15 protein-coding genes are annotated in these 15926 nt (G+C 60.4%); 7 read left to right on the top strand and 8 right to left on the bottom strand.

The window, feature by feature from the left end:
* Window positions 1-103 precede the first annotated feature (103 nt).
* On the top strand, window positions 104-1129 hold the full coding sequence (locus F550_RS0110965; RefSeq protein ID WP_018148603.1) for a ribonucleotide-diphosphate reductase subunit beta: 1026 nt from the start codon (window positions 104-106) through the stop codon (window positions 1127-1129).
* Window positions 1130-1232: 103 nt separating this feature from the next.
* Here F550_RS0110965 and F550_RS19415 read toward each other — a convergent pair whose 3' ends face one another.
* The 6 genes from F550_RS19415 to F550_RS0110935 all read right to left on the bottom strand — a co-directional run bounded on the left by F550_RS19415 (window position 1233) and on the right by F550_RS0110935 (window position 6913).
* Window positions 1233-2015, bottom strand: coding sequence for a DUF4167 domain-containing protein (locus F550_RS19415; RefSeq protein ID WP_018148602.1), 783 nt, complete (start codon window positions 2013-2015; stop codon window positions 1233-1235).
* A gap of 180 nt (window positions 2016-2195) precedes the next feature.
* Window positions 2196-3056, bottom strand: a complete 861-nt coding sequence (prmC, locus tag F550_RS0110955) for a peptide chain release factor N(5)-glutamine methyltransferase (protein WP_018148601.1) — start codon at window positions 3054-3056, stop codon at window positions 2196-2198.
* The gene (prfA, locus tag F550_RS0110950; protein ID WP_018148600.1) at window positions 3043-4119 is read right to left on the bottom strand and encodes a peptide chain release factor 1; all 1077 of its coding nucleotides are present in this window, start codon (window positions 4117-4119) and stop codon (window positions 3043-3045) included. Before prfA ends, prmC begins: the two co-directional genes overlap by 14 nt.
* 78 nt (window positions 4120-4197) lie before the next feature.
* Window positions 4198-4629 (bottom strand): MAPEG family protein, encoded by a 432-nt coding sequence (locus tag F550_RS0110945; protein ID WP_018148599.1) that lies wholly within the window; start codon window positions 4627-4629, stop codon window positions 4198-4200.
* 42 nt (window positions 4630-4671) lie between these two features.
* Window positions 4672-5976, bottom strand: coding sequence for an alpha/beta hydrolase family protein (locus tag F550_RS0110940; RefSeq protein ID WP_018148598.1), 1305 nt, complete (start codon window positions 5974-5976; stop codon window positions 4672-4674).
* Window positions 5977-6034: 58 nt separating this feature from the next.
* Window positions 6035-6913: a LytR/AlgR family response regulator transcription factor gene (locus tag F550_RS0110935; protein ID WP_018148597.1), complete on the bottom strand. Its 879-nt coding sequence runs from the start codon at window positions 6911-6913 to the stop codon at window positions 6035-6037.
* Between the two features lie 184 nt (window positions 6914-7097).
* Here F550_RS0110935 and F550_RS0110930 point away from each other — a divergent pair, with 184 nt between their 5' ends.
* Genes F550_RS0110930 through F550_RS0110920 form a run of 3 tightly spaced genes read left to right on the top strand, consistent with a single transcriptional unit; the run spans window position 7098 to window position 9491 of the window.
* Entirely contained in the window at window positions 7098-8297 is a 1200-nt protein-coding gene (locus tag F550_RS0110930) for an acyltransferase family protein (protein ID WP_018148596.1), read from the top strand.
* Between the two features lie 49 nt (window positions 8298-8346).
* Window positions 8347-8958, top strand: a complete 612-nt coding sequence (locus F550_RS18595) for a DUF1214 domain-containing protein (protein ID WP_018148595.1) — start codon at window positions 8347-8349, stop codon at window positions 8956-8958.
* Entirely contained in the window at window positions 8958-9491 is a 534-nt protein-coding gene (locus F550_RS0110920; RefSeq protein WP_018148594.1) for a DUF1254 domain-containing protein, read from the top strand. The genes F550_RS18595 and F550_RS0110920 overlap by 1 nt, the downstream gene beginning before the upstream one ends.
* A gap of 9 nt (window positions 9492-9500) precedes the next feature.
* Here F550_RS0110920 and ispG read toward each other — a convergent pair whose 3' ends face one another.
* Window positions 9501-10637, bottom strand: a complete 1137-nt coding sequence (ispG, locus tag F550_RS0110915; RefSeq protein ID WP_018148593.1) for a flavodoxin-dependent (E)-4-hydroxy-3-methylbut-2-enyl-diphosphate synthase — start codon at window positions 10635-10637, stop codon at window positions 9501-9503.
* A gap of 249 nt (window positions 10638-10886) precedes the next feature.
* Between ispG and F550_RS0110910 the strand changes: the two genes are divergently transcribed.
* Both F550_RS0110910 and F550_RS0110905 read left to right on the top strand, forming a co-directional pair.
* Window positions 10887-11414: a TadE/TadG family type IV pilus assembly protein gene (locus F550_RS0110910; RefSeq protein WP_018148592.1), complete on the top strand. Its 528-nt coding sequence runs from the start codon at window positions 10887-10889 to the stop codon at window positions 11412-11414.
* A gap of 2 nt (window positions 11415-11416) precedes the next feature.
* The gene (locus F550_RS0110905; protein WP_018148591.1) at window positions 11417-11956 is read left to right on the top strand and encodes a TadE/TadG family type IV pilus assembly protein; all 540 of its coding nucleotides are present in this window, start codon (window positions 11417-11419) and stop codon (window positions 11954-11956) included.
* On the opposite strand, the gene F550_RS0110900 is transcribed toward F550_RS0110905, so the two are convergent.
* Window positions 11953-13446 carry an MFS transporter gene (locus F550_RS0110900; protein WP_018148590.1) on the bottom strand — a complete coding sequence of 498 codons (1494 nt, stop codon included), beginning with the start codon at window positions 13444-13446 and terminating at the stop codon, window positions 11953-11955. The genes F550_RS0110905 and F550_RS0110900 overlap by 4 nt on opposite strands.
* Before the next feature lie 209 nt (window positions 13447-13655).
* Between F550_RS0110900 and F550_RS17610 the strand changes: the two genes are divergently transcribed.
* Window positions 13656-15926, top strand: coding sequence for a TonB-dependent receptor family protein (locus tag F550_RS17610; RefSeq protein ID WP_169332263.1), 2271 nt, complete (start codon window positions 13656-13658; stop codon window positions 15924-15926).

Here is a 15926-nt window from a genome sequence, read left to right as displayed (position 1 = left end):
ACTTCATTCGTTGTGGAAAATCAGGCACGCGTTGAGTATATATCTTGCGAGAGACAGGCGAATTTGGCACTATATATAGTGTTCAGGACAGAAGGGCAGACCTATGGCAGACGGCATCATTCAGATCCCAGGGCTTCTTACACCCAGCAAGGCCTACAAGCCGTTCCGCTATCCGTGGGCCTACGACTTCTGGAAAATCCAGCAGCAGGTTCACTGGCTGCCAGAAGAGGTCCCTCTTGGTGAGGACTGCAAGGACTGGTCGAACAAGCTGACCGAGAAAGAGCGCAATCTGCTGACACAGATTTTCCGCTTTTTCACGCAGTCGGATGTCGAGGTCGGCGCCAACTACATGGAAAACTACATGCCGCTCTTCAAGCCGGTTGAAGTGCGCATGATGCTGGCTTCCTTCTCCAATATGGAGACGGTCCATATCGCCGCCTACGCGCTGCTGCTCGAAACCATCGGCATGCCGGACTCCGAGTTTGGCGCCTTCATGGAATACGAAGAGATGGCGGCCAAGCACGATTATCTTGGTCAGTTCGGTGTCGGCACGGAGAAAGACATCCTGACATCCATGGCGGTGTTCGGTGGCTTCACCGAAGGGCTTCAGCTCTTTGCGTCCTTTGCGATGCTCATGAACTTTCCGCGCTTCAACAAGATGAAGGGGATGGGTCAGATCGTGTCCTGGTCTGTGCGCGACGAGTCGCTGCACTGCGAGGGCATGATGAAGATGTTCCACACCTTCGCTGAGGAAACGGGCGCGCTGACCAAGTCTGTAAAAGACGACATCGCAGACTGCTGCCAGACCGTCGTGAAGCTGGAAGACAAATTCATCGATCTCGCCTTCGAGGCGGGCGAAGTGCAGGGCATGACCCCGCAGGATATCAAGAACTATATCCGTTACATCGCTGACTGGCGCATGGGCCAGCTCAAGCTCGACCCGATCTATGGTGTCGAGAAGCATCCGCTGCCATGGCTCACGGAAATCCTGAACGGTGTTGAGCATGCGAACTTCTTCGAAGCGCGCGCAACCGAATATTCCAAGGGTGCAACCCGCGGCGACTGGCACGGCGATGACGGTGTCTGGTCGGCATTCGACAAACATCGCAGGACCGTCGCGGCCGAGTAGGCGGCCTGCCTCCTCCCGTCAGATGGTGAGATCACAAAAAACCGCGCGCCTTCTTATGAGGGCGCGCGGTTCTCTTTTTGGTGCGGACTATTATCCAAGCGGACTATTCGGCGGCGCTGGCGGTCCGCTTTTCCTTGTCGTCTTCGTCTGTCTCGGATTTGCGCCCGCGTGACAAGGTGGACATGACGCCATCGGTTTCGCCTGAAGCATCAGCTTTCTTGCGATAGGTCCGGCGCTTTGGCTTTTCGGCCGGCGCCTCTTCATCAGATGAGGCGGCCTTCTCGTCGGAGCCCTGATCGTCCGCATCGATGACCTTCATCGGGTCATCTTCAGTTTGCTTGGGCTTGCGGCCGCGACGCGGCTTTTTCTCTTCTGCGGCAACCTGGCGCTCATCATCGCCCTGATTGTCATCAGATTTCTGCCGGCGCGGCTTGCGCTCAGGCTTCTTGTCAGACCGATAATCGTTCCGGTCGTTCCGGTCGTTCCGGTCGTTCCGGTCGTTCCGGTCGTTCCGGTCGTTCCGGTCGTTACGGTCATTGCGATCGTCTTGGCCGTTATCGTCCTGATTGTCCGCGTCATTGTTCGACGAATTATCATCATTATCGTCGGAGTCGTTTTCGTCGTTCTTGTTGCGCGGCTTGTCCTTCTGGAAGCTGGCAACAATACGGGCATAGTGTTCGGCGTGCTGGTAGTGGGCCTCAGCCTTCACCCGGTCACCTGCCGTCATCGCGTCGCGCGCATATTGCTGGTACTTGTCCAGAATCTGCTGCGCAGAGCCGCGGATCTTCACATCCGGCCCGGTGCTCTCATAGTGCCGGTTCGGATTGTTATTGTTATTGTTGTTATTGCCACCTGAACGGCGACCGCGTCCGCGCTTGCGTTGCATACGCTAAAATCCTGATCCCATTATGTCCGTTATCCAGACCCTGTGCGTCTCATACCGGTTTGGGGTGTCTCGGTGATGTTTCGCTTAACTCGTAGCGGGGCTGTGAAAATGTCATCAGCCTCCTGCCCGACTCAAGCCTTAGCGCGCATTTCTCGCTTCGCCAAGCCCTTCAACTGTGGATCATCGGCGGGCTGTGACGACACGGTCACGCTGGCCTGCGTCTTGCGCGACTGAAATGGTCTCGAATCCGGCCTCTTCAAGCAGCGACTGCACCTCAGCCGCCTGATCAAAACCGATCTCCAAGACAATCCAGGCGCCGGGCTTCATCCGTTCGCTCGCCATCGCGATGATCTCATCATAGGCCTCAAGTCCGCTCGCGCCGCCATCGAGCGCCAGATGTGGCTCGTAATCCTTCACGCTTGCGTCGAGCGTGTCGATAATTTCGCTTCGAATGTAGGGTGGATTGGAGATGATGAGATCAACATCTTCCCAGCCTGTCCAGTCGCGCCAGCTAAACGTCAGAATGTTCGCGCGGTCACCAATCCCGTGGCGCTGAACGTTTGTCTGCGCGACAGCGGCCGCTTTGGCCGAGCAATCAATGCCGGTCCCGATGAGGCCGGGCTGCTGCTTCATCAGAGCAATCAGGAGACAGCCCGTTCCGGTCCCAAGATCAGCAATCTTCGCCTCACGTCCAAGCGGCAGCCTTGTCAGGGCTTCGTCCACCACGACTTCGCTATCGGCGCGCGGGATCAGCGTGTCAGCGGTGCAGGCAAAGGCGAGCCCGCAGAACCAGGCTTCGCCGGTGAGATACTCATAAGGCTCGCCGCTGGCGCGTCGCTCTATAAGGTCGAAGAAGGTCTCGGCGTCGCCGGACTCCATCGGTGAGGTTTCGCAGTTGATGAGCCCAGTCGCGGTGAGGCCGCAGGCATGCTGCATCAGATGGCGGGCCTCGCGCCCCGGCCTGTCGAGGCCGACCGATTTCAGCCGCGCCGCCGCAACCGTCAGCTGAGCCTGATAGGTCCGCGCCTCATGCATCTTCATCCATCGCGGCCAGCTTGCGGGCCTGATCCTCGGCGATAAGCGAGGTGACCACTTCATCCAGCTTGTCGCCAGCGATGATCTTGTCCAGCGCATAGAGCGTCAGATTGATGCGGTGATCGGAAACGCGGTTTTCGGGGAAGTTATAGGTGCGGACTTTCTGGGAGCGGTCGCCAGAGCCAATCTGATCCTTGCGGGCCTCGGCGCGGGCCGAATCCTTGGCTTCCCGCTCGCGTTCATAAAGGCGGATCTTGAGCTGCTCCATCGCCTTGTCACGGTTTACGTGCTGGGACTTTTCCGAGCTGGTCGTCACGATGCCGGTCGGCAAGTGGGTGATCCGCACGGCAGAGTCGGTCGTGTTCACGTGCTGGCCGCCAGCGCCGGATGAGCGCATCGTATCGATCCGGATGTCTTCCGGGCGCACTTCGATCTCGATATTTTCCGGTGCGGGAAGCACGGCGACCGTCGCTGCGGAGGTATGGATACGCCCGCCGCTTTCTGTATCGGGGACGCGCTGGACACGGTGCACGCCGCTTTCCCATTTCAGCCGGCCGAAGACCGCATCACCTGAAATGGTCGCGATGATTTCCTTGTAGCCGCCAACATCGCCCTCGGATACCGAAATAACCTCGACCTTCCAGTTCTGGAGCTGGGCGTAGCGCGTATACATGCGGAACAGGTCGCCAGCGAACAGCGCCGCTTCGTCGCCGCCCGTCCCGGCGCGCACTTCCAGCACGATGTCAGCCTTGTCGTCGACATCCTTCGGGATGAGCAGAAGCTGGACATCTTTCTCAAGGGCGGGCAAGCGCTCCTTGATGTCGTAATATTCGTCCGTGGCGAGCTCAGCCATCTCCTTGTCGCCGCCATTCATCATGGCTTCGGCGTCTTTCAGCTCTGTGCGAAGATCGAGCAGTAGCTTGGCCTTGTCGGCGACGGGTTTGAGCTCAGCATGCTCTTTCGACAGCGCGACGATCTCGTCGCTGTCGGTCGTTGCGCCCATACGGGCCTCGACTTCGTCGAAGCGGTCGATGACCTGTTCCAGGCGGGAGTGCGGGATAGATGCCATGGCCTCGCATCTATCCCGGATTTGCGGGCGGGGGAAGCACCCCGCCGCCGCTCAGACGCAGCTTTGCGGGGGCCCCGCCTAGACGAAAACCCGGATCGCTTCCTTAACAGCCATGACGATCAGAACGAGTGTGCTGATCGCGAAGACAAGAAAGCGCTGGGTGACTTGCGCCGACAGGACCTGCACCAGTGAATGGATCACGCGCAGGATCACATACGCCCAGGCAAGATACATGAAGATGTTATCGCCACCGCCTGTCAGCGCCGCGAAGAAGACCAGCGCATAGAAGATGGTCGGTTGTTCGTGCAGGTGATTGTAGTTGTCGGCGATAGAGCGGACGCTGGCCGGTATCTTCTCATTGTAACCAGCATCCGGATGACGTGCCTCGTCTGGATTGATACCCGCTTTCTGGAACGCCGGTATGCGCGTCACATACATCCAGATGAACATGATGAGTGTCCAGACCACGAGGGCGAGGACCGGTAGCAGATCTTCAGTTTGAAATGGCATGATAACCTCCCTGTTATTCAGGAGGCGGACGCTAGACGGGTTTCACCCGCCCGGCACGTCATCTCCTTGCGGCATGGCCGCATCAAGGAAGGCAAGAAACGCGTCTACGTCGCGCTGCGTGATTGAGTGGCCGCCCGGGCGCAGGAAATAGCTGAGGCTGGCCGCCGGGTTGAAGTCCTGCATCCCCGCCTGATCAAGCCCGTCGGTGCCATAAAGCTCATAGACGCGGTCTGCCGCTTCAGCCATCCGATAGGTCGAGTTGGGATCAGACCAGACATCGCGGCGGCCATTGCCAAGCAGCATCGGTGTCGGCGCGACAAGCGCGATGAACTGATGCTGGTCGACGGGCAGGTCCTCTGTCCGTTCGGCATAGTCCGAAAAAGCCGGCGCAAACCAGTGCGGGTAGCCTTCCATGTTCAGAACACCGAACGGCCGCACGCCTTCGATCATGCGCTCAACGGTCTCGCCAGTATCGGACCGCGAGGAGGCAGCTCCGCCAAAGCCTGACTGGTGGGAGACGACAGCGGCGATACGCCTGTCATAAATGGCGGCCACCATCGCCGATTTTGCGTGACGCGAATGTCCCATCACCGCGATCTGGTCGCGATTGATCGCCTCATCCGTCTCAATGGCATCAATGATGGCGGAAAACCCATATCCCCAGCCTGAAAGCGCGCTGGTCGGCGCAGTCACGCCCTCGCCCGCCATGGCATTCATGATCGCTTGCGCCTCGCCCTGCCTGTCCGGAATGAGCTCCCCGGCCTGCCAGGTCGCATAGCCATATCCATGGTCGAAATACTGATCGATGGGAACGAGGGCGATGAACTCCCCGAAGATCGTCTCGACAAAGCCCGGAATGCCTTCATAGTCAGCGCAGTCGCTGCCATCCGGCGCCGTCAGAGGCGCGCCAGGAAACGCGCCGCAATTGCTCGAAAAGGTCTGGCTGATAATCAGCGGGACAGGTCGCGCCGCATCGGGCAGGGCAAGCGCCACGTGAAAGCTTCGCGCACCTCCGCCAGAGCCAACGCGTAGAACCAGTTCCTCCAGCGTGCCGCGTCCACCGGCAAGCTCTTCATCGACCATTCTTCGGCTGACCAGTTCGACGGCCTGACCCTCAGGCCAGGGACCGTAAACCACCTCTTCAAATGTCTCGATCAGCCCGTCGCGTCCCGCTTCCCACTCGGCCAGCGTAGCTGCTGTGATCTCGGGCCTCGCGTCCGGTTTGTTGTCGACCTCAAGGCTCGCATAATTGAGGCCGAGCATTGTGCAATTGGTCAGCAAGGTGAGCCCGACAAGGGCGACCACTATCCGGACGAGCCATTTGAAGGCCGTGACGATCCATCCCATGCGGTGCTCCGGTTTCTGCGCCCTGCTGCTTAACAGGCGCAGACGATTGCAGGAACTGCTAACCGCTCTGTCTGCTGACCGCGGCGCCATCCCCCGCAACCGGCGGCGCGTAAGCGTCACGATACCGCCGCGATCCGGGCACCACGTCTCCGCTCTCAAGCGTAAGCGTGACATCCCCCTCGCCGGTTGGCCGGATTTCACTGACCTTGTCCAGATTGACCAGATGGGAGCGATGTACCCGCGCATGCCTCCCGCCGGCAGCTGTGAGCAGTTTTTCCAGCTCGGTCAGTGTGGCCCGGGCCAGATAGGTGCGGGCGGGGGTGACCACTTCGACATAGTTGGAGGCCGCTCGCACCCAGATGATGTCATCTGCGTCCACAAAGTAGGTTCGCCCGCCGGATTTCAGGGTCAGGCGATGGCGCTCGCTCGCCTCCTTCTGCGCGGCTCTTGCCTCCATCCCGCGCTGTTCGGCCAGCCGGTTGGTGGCGAAGATGGCCGCGATGAGCGCATAGCTCAGTACATCCTTGCGAAACTCATAGAGCCAGGTCGAGAGGTCCGTGAGGCCGAAGTCATAGGGCACGCCAAAGAAGACCGGGGCCAGCAGCTTGCGAAGCGCAACCATCGCCAGGATGTGCACCACGGAAAAGATCACCACCGCAACGGCATGGACGGGCAGGGTGCGCCGCCAGTCGGCGAGCGGGAACCGGCTGAGCATGAAAGTGATGAAGGGCGTCATCGCCAGGATGACGAGGTGGGAGGTCGCCTGCGCCAGCCACGGCATGTTCGCATATGGCAGACCCGCCTTCTGGATATCGTGCTGGTCCGACAGGGATGTGACGAGGAAGGAGGCAAACAGGAAGACGGCGAAATAGACCCATGTCCGCCGGTCCGCGCGTTGGTCGGCTTCCAGTTCGGGGTGGCGGGGCGTGCTCGTCATGATTGCTCAATGCCATAGCGCTCCGGCGGCGCGAAGGGAACTCGGTGCCGCTCGTCCCGGTGTGCCGCCACTTGTCCCTCACTCCGGCAATTCGTCCCCGGGTGCCACCTCTCACGTCATTACGGCTGAGGGACCGGGCCTTTCCCGTCATGGTCGGCTCAAACCTTCCTTGGAGACGACCCCAATGACCCAACTCACCACGCGGCGCTACGATCTCGACTGGCTGCGCGTCATCGCCTTTCTGCTGCTCATTTTCTACCATATCGGCATGTTTTACGTGCCTTGGGACTGGCATGTGAAAAGTAAGCATGCAGGGCCAGGCGCTGAGCCATTGATGATGCTGCTCAACCCATGGCGGCTGTCGCTGCTCTTCTTCATATCCGGCGTGGCGCTGCGTTTCCTGTTCGGGAAGCTGGGCGCAGCAGGAGTGGCGAAGGATCGTTTCGTGCGAATGGGCCTGCCGATCCTCGCTGGCATGATCTTGATCGTCGCCCCGCAGAGCTGGCTGCAGCTGGTTGAAAGCGGCGAGTTCGAGGGCAGCTTCTGGGCCTTCTACCCACAATATCTGGATCCGGCGTCTGACTTCTCCATTGCCACCCCGACCTGGAACCATCTCTGGTATATCGTCTACCTGCTGGCGTATTCGCTGCTGCTGGCGCCGGTCGCTGGCCTTCTGATCCGTTTCATGGAGGGCCGCGGCGCGGCGGTGACACAGCGCCTCTTCTCGAGCCGCATAGGCATCGCAATGGTCATCGCCCTGCCGGCCATTCCGCACATGATCTACCGCCTCACGCTCGATCCGCACTTTCCGACAACGCATGACCTTGTCTGGGACTGGGCAAACCACGCCCATAGTCTCACCATGCTGATGATCGGCTTCCTGCTGGCAAAGGACGGCGGCTTCTGGTCGGCGGTGCGCCGCGCTATCGTGCCCGCCATTCTCCTGACGGTCATGCTGGGGGCTGGCCTCTCGCTGCTCTGGGCGAGTTGGGAGGCGCTAGCTGCCAACCCCGGGGCTCAATGGATGATCTGGCCGGCCCGCATGGCGCGCATCCTATACGCCTGGCTAGCCATCCTGTCTCTTCTGGCGCTTGCCCAGCGCTATCTCAACCGCCCGGGGCCCACCCTGACCTACCTGACTGGAGCGGTTTTCCCCTGGTACATCCTGCACCAGACCCTGATCGTCATGGCAGGCTACTGGCTGACCCGGCAGGGGCTTGATGTATGGAGTGAGTTCACGTTGCTCGTTTTCGCCACGATGGGCGGCTGCGCCTTGCTGCATGAGTTTGTCATCCGGCGCTCCACTCATTTGCGGATATGGTTCGGCCTGAAAGCAAAACAGGGACCCGGATCGTCATCTTTGCCGGCTCAGGCTCCAGTCTGACCTCAATTCCTGCCTTCACGGGCGGCCATTACCGAATTAGACCGGCCACATGCGCGTATTCATTCTGCTGCTGATTGTCGGCTTTCTCGGTCTTTTCGCGGGCGGGGCCTCAGCTCTCTGGATGGGCGGGATTGCCGGGTCCGGCCCGCGGCTTGGCGAGGCGGTGCGCATCGATGGCTGGACGAGTGACTGGTCCATCGGCTCTGAGGCAGCCAACCCGTATATACGTGCACGTATCGCCCGGTTCGGTCTCCTGGCCCTTCGCAAGGAAGAGGCGGTCTATTTCACGACGGCTCGCGACACTAACGGGAGGCGCCTGCGCGATGACTGTATCTACAGTGTCAGCGGCGGGACCATGCCAGCGGCCTGGTGGTCGATTACGCTCTATGATCGAGATAGCCGCCTGCCGATGAACTCGGATGGGGCCCTCTCCTTCGATGCGTCGGACGCTGAACAGATGGGCGCGCCAGACCAGTGGGGATTTCGTGTCAGTGCCGATCAGAGTGGCCATCCGGATGAGCTTTGGGTGTCCAGCCGCAATGCGGGCCAGTTCGACCTGACGCTCCGGCTTTATCTGCCGACGCAAGAGCTATTGGACGACCCGGAGGGCACACTGCAGCCGCCCATCGTCAAAGAACTCTACTGCGACGGGAGAAGCTGATGCGCTGGATCGGAGCCGCCGCCATTTTCCTGCTCATGGCTGTAATCGGGCATCTCGCTATCCTGAATGCGATCCCGTCCCGCATCATGTCAGCGGCGCAAGCGCGTATGGCGGATCGCGGTGTCGGTATGTATCAGTGGGTCGCCGCGACCCGCATGACGCCTGAGACCCAGACGATCGTCCGCCCATCTCCTGACCTTGCCTACGCCATCTGCCGGTTCGACGTCTCGGATGGACCCGTGCTTCTGACCGCGCCGTCGGCTGAGACATACGGCTCCCTGTCGATCTTCGACAGCAAGACGAATAACGTTTTCATCGCGCGGCTGGACGGGGCGGAGACGTTTGCGAGCGTCGTGGTGAGCGGGCCTGGCGCGTCAGCGGAAAGCTTCAAAGGCGTGCCGGACGGGGCCCAGACTATCACGATGACGGGCAAAGGGCTCGCCCTTATCCGCAGGCTCGCGCCGGATCAGGCGACACACGACGTCGCCGCTGGCCTTGTCGATGAGGCGCGTTGCGAGCAAGTTGTCGACTGACGGCGCAGACTATTCGGCCGCGACGGTCTCGCCTGCTTCGCGCTGAGCTTTGAGGCGCTCAGCCTTCTGTTCGACAAGGTCCACGATGTGTTCGACCATGTCGGCATTGGACACGTTGTGATCGGCCCGGCCCGAAACATACATCTTGCCGCTTTCCTTGCCGCCGCCGGTAAAGCCGAGATCGGTCATCGCTGCCTCGCCCGGCCCATTGACCACGCAGCCAATGATCGACAGCGAAATTGGCTCCGAAATATGCGCAAGCCGGTCTTCCAGCGTTTCGACCGTCTTGATGACATCGAAGCCCTGCCGGGCGCAGGACGGGCAGGCGATGATGTTCACACCGCGCGTCCTGAGGCCGAGCGATTTGAGCATGTCGAAGCCAACCTTCACCTCTTCGACAGGATCCGCCGACAGCGACACGCGGATCGTATCGCCAATCCCCATCCACAGCAGGTTGCCCATGCCGATGGAGGATTTTACGGTCCCGGTCCGCAAACCGCCAGCCTCGGTGATGCCGAGATGAAGCGGTGCGTCGGTTGCTTCTGACAGCTTCTGATAGGCCGCCACGGTGAGGAACATGTCCGAAGCCTTCACCGATATCTTGTAGTCGTGAAATCCGAGGTCATCGAGAATGCGCGCATTGTCGAGCGCGCTTTCGACCATCGCATCAGGGCAGGGCTCGCCATACTTTTCCAGCAGGTGGCGCTCAAGCGAGCCGCCATTCACGCCAATGCGGATCGAGCATCCATTGGCGCGCGCAGCGTTGACGACTTCCTTCACACGGTCCTGGCTGCCGATATTGCCCGGATTGATGCGCAGGCACGCCGCGCCCGCATCGGCCGCTTCAATGCCGCGTTTGTAGTGGAAATGAATGTCGGCGACGATTGGCACGGGGGAGGCCTCGCAGATCTCGTGCATGGCGGCGGTCGCCTCGACCGTCGGGCACGAGACGCGAACAATGTCGGCGCCCGCCTCGGCGCAACGCTCAATCTGAGCAATCGTCGCGGCTGCATCCTCTGTCGGCGTGTTTGTCATGGTCTGCACGGAAATCGGTGCGTCGCCGCCGACCTCGACGGTGCCGACCCGGATCTTGCGTGAGGGGCGTCTCTCGATGGAGCGCCAGGGCCTTATCGGATTGTGGCTCATCGGTTTACCTCGATAGGAGCGGGTCTTGCCTCTCTATGTGGTCAATCATGATGGCAAGGTAAAGGCGGCGTGCTGCGACGGCATCCGTTCAGAAGGTCCGAACCGGGCTTGTGAAATTTCACAGACCGGCTGAACGCGCTTGAAACTACGTCCTGATAACAAAGACGCTGACGTTTCTGGCCCGATTTCGCCGCACCAAGGTATTTGTGTATGTTTCCTCCTGTGTTTCCCGGATTGATTGCGCCCCGGATGCTGCAACGGCTGCGGGCGTGGGGTGCCGACAGGCGCGGTGTCGCCGCCGTCGAGTTCGCGATGATCGCGGCGCCCTTCTTCTTCCTGATCTTCGGTCTGCTCGAAATTTGCGTGATCTTCATCATGTCCTCGGTTCTCGAACATGGCCTCAATGAAGCTGCGCGCGGTATCCGCACCGGACAGCTCCAGAACGGGGGTAGTTTCGACCGCGACGCTTTTGAAGAAATCGTCTGTTCGGAGATCTTCGACCTGTTCGCCTGCGAAGGCGCAATCGAGCTCGATGTGAAAACGTATAGCACCTTCTCATCGACCGCGAACCCGTCGGCGATTGATGAAGACGGCAATCTTCTCACTGACGACTTTGAGTTCGATCCCGGCGGTGCCAACGACATCGTCGTGGTGCGTGCCTTCTATGAGTGGGAGCTGATGACGCCGATCCTCAGTGCGCCGCTCGCTAATCTGAGCAATAATCGCCGGCTGCTTCAGTCGACGGTCGTGTTCCGCAACGAACCGTTCGGAGGCTAGTGATGCGCCGTATTTCAGATGCCTTCCGGAAGTTTCGCAGCGCTGATCGCGGCGTCTCTGCGATCGAGTTCGCGCTCATCGCGCCGGTCATGATCCTCATCTATTTTGCCTGTATCGAGCTTTCCTTCATGATGGTTCTCGATCGCAAGGTGACGAGCTCTGCGTCGTCTCTCGGCGACCTCGTCGCCCGCGCGGCGACCGTCAACGATGATGAGATGGATGATATCTTCGAAGCGACGCGGATGATCTTCCAGCCCAATCCGATTTCGGATGCGCGCATGCGGGTCTCCAGCCTCTATGATGACGACGGCACGACAAAGGTCGCGTGGAGTGAGGGTCGCAACATGACGCCTTACACGGACGATGCGACAATTTCCGTGCCGGCAGGCATCGTGCCGGAGGATGGATCGGTCATCTTTGCCGAGGTCGAGTATGATTACGATTCAGCGCTCGGCTACTTCTTCACGACGACCAAAACACTGTCCGACGAGTTTTACCTGCGTCCACGCCGAACTGACCGGGTCGCGCGGGAAACAGGCTAGCTATTCTCCTCGACGGCGGGATGGTGCGGTGAATGCACCGTTGTCAGCACGATGAGGCCTAGCACGAAGAGGAGCGCGATTGCGCTCATCCCGATGCGCTGATCGCCTGACCAGTTCGTGAAAAGCTCCACCAATAGCGGCCCGAGCCATACGGTCACCGTGCCTGCAATGGCATAGAGGCCGAAGAATTCTCCGACGCGATCTGCTGGCGCGAGATGGACCAGCATGGAGCGGCTGGATGAAATGCTCGCCGTTGCCGTGATGGCGATAAAGGCGGACGTGCTCAGATAGACCACATCAGAAAGCGTGTTGAAGATCGGTCCGTCCCAGATTTCGAAGCCCGGTATCAGTCCGAACAGGATCGCCTCCTGGGTGATGGAAAGCTGAAAGGCGAGCGTTGCGATCATGCCGAGGATTTCGATCATGAGCGCCCGTTTGGGACCGACAAGACCGTCGAGCCAGCCGCCGATGATCCCGCCACCAAAAGCGAAGAGCGAAGCGAGGATCGCATAGGCGGAGAGTTCGACGACATTCCACTCAAGGAACAGACCGATATAGACGGCGCCGAGGGCAAGAAGCGCGGCCATGGCATCTGCATAGAGCATGCGCGCGGCGAGATATTTGAGAATTTCCTTATTGTCCGAAGCATTCCGGACCGTCTTCCAAAGACCCTGGGCACCATGCTTCATCGCGGCGCCCCAGCGCGCGCCTTTCGTGCCGCCATCTTTGGCATAACGGAAAAAGGGAATTGCGAAGAGGCCGAGCCAGATTGCGCAAAGCGGTCCGGCAAGGCGCTGGTGTTCGCCATTGGCCACGCTGACGCCAAAGAGGGGTTCTGCAAAAGGCCACTGGACGAGCGCAGGCATCGCGAAAGCAAAAACGATAAAGCCCATGATCAGGGCGCCAGCGAGGTTGCCGAGCGCAAGGCCAAGTCCGGAAATGGCTGGTAGCGCACTGGCGCGGCCGTTCATGTTCAGCATCGCATTGTGGGTCACCTCGGAGTAAGTGTAAGCCACTGCCGCGATGATCAGCGCTGACATGCCCATCCAGATAGGCATCCCGCTTCCATCCGGCTTCAGCCACCAGAGCGAAAATGACATGACGGCGATCACGCCGAGGAAAAAGCCGAGCAGGGGTTTGCGCCGGCCGCCCCGGTCAAGCGCTGCGCCAAGAAAGGGGGCGGTCAGCGCGGCAATGAAGCCGCCATATTTGACCAGCGAAGAAATCGTCGCCTGCCCGGCCGCGTTTGCAGCTTGCCGTTGTTCGGCCCCGCCTAGCCCGTCCAGCTCACCGCTGGCGATCAGGTTCGCGCCAATGAGGCCCGCGAAATAGGGCGCGAAAATGTAGATCACGACGAGGACGTAATACGGGTTGCGCGCCCATTCGAAGATCGCCCAGGCCAGTCCGTGCCGGTCGAGCGCGCCCCCAAGATCGAGCCTCGGTTCTGCGCCGAGCACTTCTGCGGGTGGCGGCGTTGCCTGGTTGCTCATCTTGTTCTCCCGTCGCGCCGGTTTTCGGCGTCTTTGCATCAGCCTCCGCCAAAACGAAGCACTTGGAAAGACTTTCATTTCCCATGCCGCCGCGTCACGGCGATGAGCAGTCCCAGCGCTGCGACTGAGAGTAATTATCACTTGCGTGCTTAATCCTGAGCGGGTAGGCGCGCTGAGAATAATTCTCAATCTCTATGGATATAACCCTGATGCCTTCCGTCGTTTCCCGCCACGCCCTGAGAAACCTATTGCTTGGGACGGCCTTTGCGCTCCCGGCACTGGCTCAGGGGGCTGAGACCTCTCTGGACGACGCGCAGGACGATCCCTATCGCCTGCTCTCGACCGTCCTTGTCACAAGCAGTGCAGCAGACGCGGCAGATGTCGCGGGCTCGGTTTCGTTCCTTTCTGACGCAGATCTCTCCGTTCAGGCCCAGACCGATGTGCTGCGCGTCCTGCGTGCCGTGCCGGGCGTCAACATCCAGGAAGAAGATGGGTATGGCCTCAGGCCGAATATTGGTCTTCGCGGGTCCGGCTCTGACAGGTCATCGCGAATTGTACTGATGGAAGATGGCGTCCCCATCGCGCCAGCGCCCTACGCGTCGCCATCCGCCTATTACTTTCCGACCACTGGGCGGATGCACGCCATCGAAGTGACCAAAGGCCCCGCAGCGGTTCGCTATGGCCCGCGCACCACGGGCGGTGCCATCAACCTCTTTTCCACGCCCGTTCCGGAAGACTTTTCCGGCTTTGCGCAGGCCTTTTACGGCACCGATGACCGCCAGCGCGCCCATGCGTGGCTGGGCGGTCGCGAGCAGATTGCCGGAACGCTTGAGGCAGGCGGTCTGATCGAGCTGTTCCATGACGAGACAGATGGCTTCAAACGCCTCGATTCCGGTGGACCGACGGGCTTTGACGCCGATGACATCGTCATGAAGCTCGGCCTCTACAATGAAGACGCCGCCCTGCCGCAATCTCTGGAATTCAAGTATCAGAGCCGCGAGGAAACCTCGAACGAGACCTATCTGGGCCTGACGCTGGACGATTTCCGGGCCGATCCCTATCGGCGCTATGACGCGAGCCGGAACGATGAATTCAATGGTGAGAATGAGCTCTTCCAGCTCACCCACAAGGTTGAGTTCACGCCAAACCTTTCGCTGACGACCTTTGCTTACCGCCACGACTTCTTCCGTAACTGGTACAAATTGCAGGGAATATCCGCGACCGGCGCTGGCGCATCCGGGGACACCGGGATTTCGAACATCATCGCTGACCCGATCGCCTTCGCAGCAGAGTTCGACATCATCACCGGCGCAACCAGCGTCGACGATTCCATCGTGCTGCGCGCCAATCGCCGCGACTATTCAAGCGAAGGCATTCAGTCGGTTCTCAACTGGCAGACGAACACCGGCAATGTTGCCCACGACGTCACGGTCGGACTGCGCGTCCATGAAGACGAAGAAGACCGCTTTCAGGAAGAAGACGCCTACCGCCTTCAGGATGGAGAGCTTTTCCTGACCACGGCCGGCGCACCCGGCAGCCAGGCCAATCGCGTCTCCTCCGGCGAGGCGCTCGCCCTTTTCGTCGAAGACCGAATTCGCTGGGACCGCTGGACGGTGACGGCCGGCGCCAGGTTTGAGGATTATGAGCTGAGCCGCGCCGACTATGACACGGCCGACCCGACCCGCTCGAACGGTCCCGACCGCGTCCGCACCCTTGAAGACCAGGTCGTCGTGCCAGGACTTGGCGTGCTTTATGACGTCTCCGATGAGCTCACCCTGCTGGCCGGGGTCCATAAGGGATTTGCGATCGCAAGCCCCGGCAATACAAGCTCCAACGCCGAAGAGAGCGTCAATTACGAAGCGGGTGGGCGTTACGCCAAAGGCGCCTTCAGCGCCGAAGCGATCGCCTACTTCAACGATTATTCAAACCTGCTCGGCGCGTGCACCAACTCCTCCGGCGGCAATTGCGTTATCGGCGACCAGTTCGACGGCGGTGAAGTCGATGTGAAGGGCCTTGAGCTGACAGCAAGCTGGGACGCGGCGCAGCTTCTCGATACCGGTCTCTCCCTGCCCATCGCGCTGGTCTACACCTGGACGGACGCCGAATTCCAGGAAGCGTTCCAGAGCAGCTATGAGCCATGGGGCAATGTCGTTGCGGGTGATGAGCTTCCCTATTTGCCAGAGAACCAGCTGACCCTGACTGCGGGGATCGAAGCGGCCCGGTGGGGCGTCAATCTGCAAGGCAATTATGTCGATGAAGCGCGGGCACGCGCCGGGCAGGGCGCGATCCCGGCAGGTGAGCGTATCGATGGCCGCTGGGTCGCGGACGCCGCTGCCTGGTTCGACCTGACCGAGCGCCTGCGCGTGCGGGCGAAAATCGAGAATCTGTTCGACGAAGTCTACGCCGCCTCAATCGACCCGGCAGGTCTTCGCCCCGGCAAGCCGCAGGAAATCCTGATTGGTCTGGAAGTCGCGTTCTAG

This window comes from Henriciella marina DSM 19595, from assembly GCF_000376805.1.
In the GTDB taxonomy this organism is placed as follows: Bacteria; Pseudomonadota; Alphaproteobacteria; order Caulobacterales; family Hyphomonadaceae; genus Henriciella; species Henriciella marina.
The sequence above is the reverse complement of the archived record's forward strand: the minus strand, read 5'-3'. Positions and strand labels throughout refer to the sequence as shown.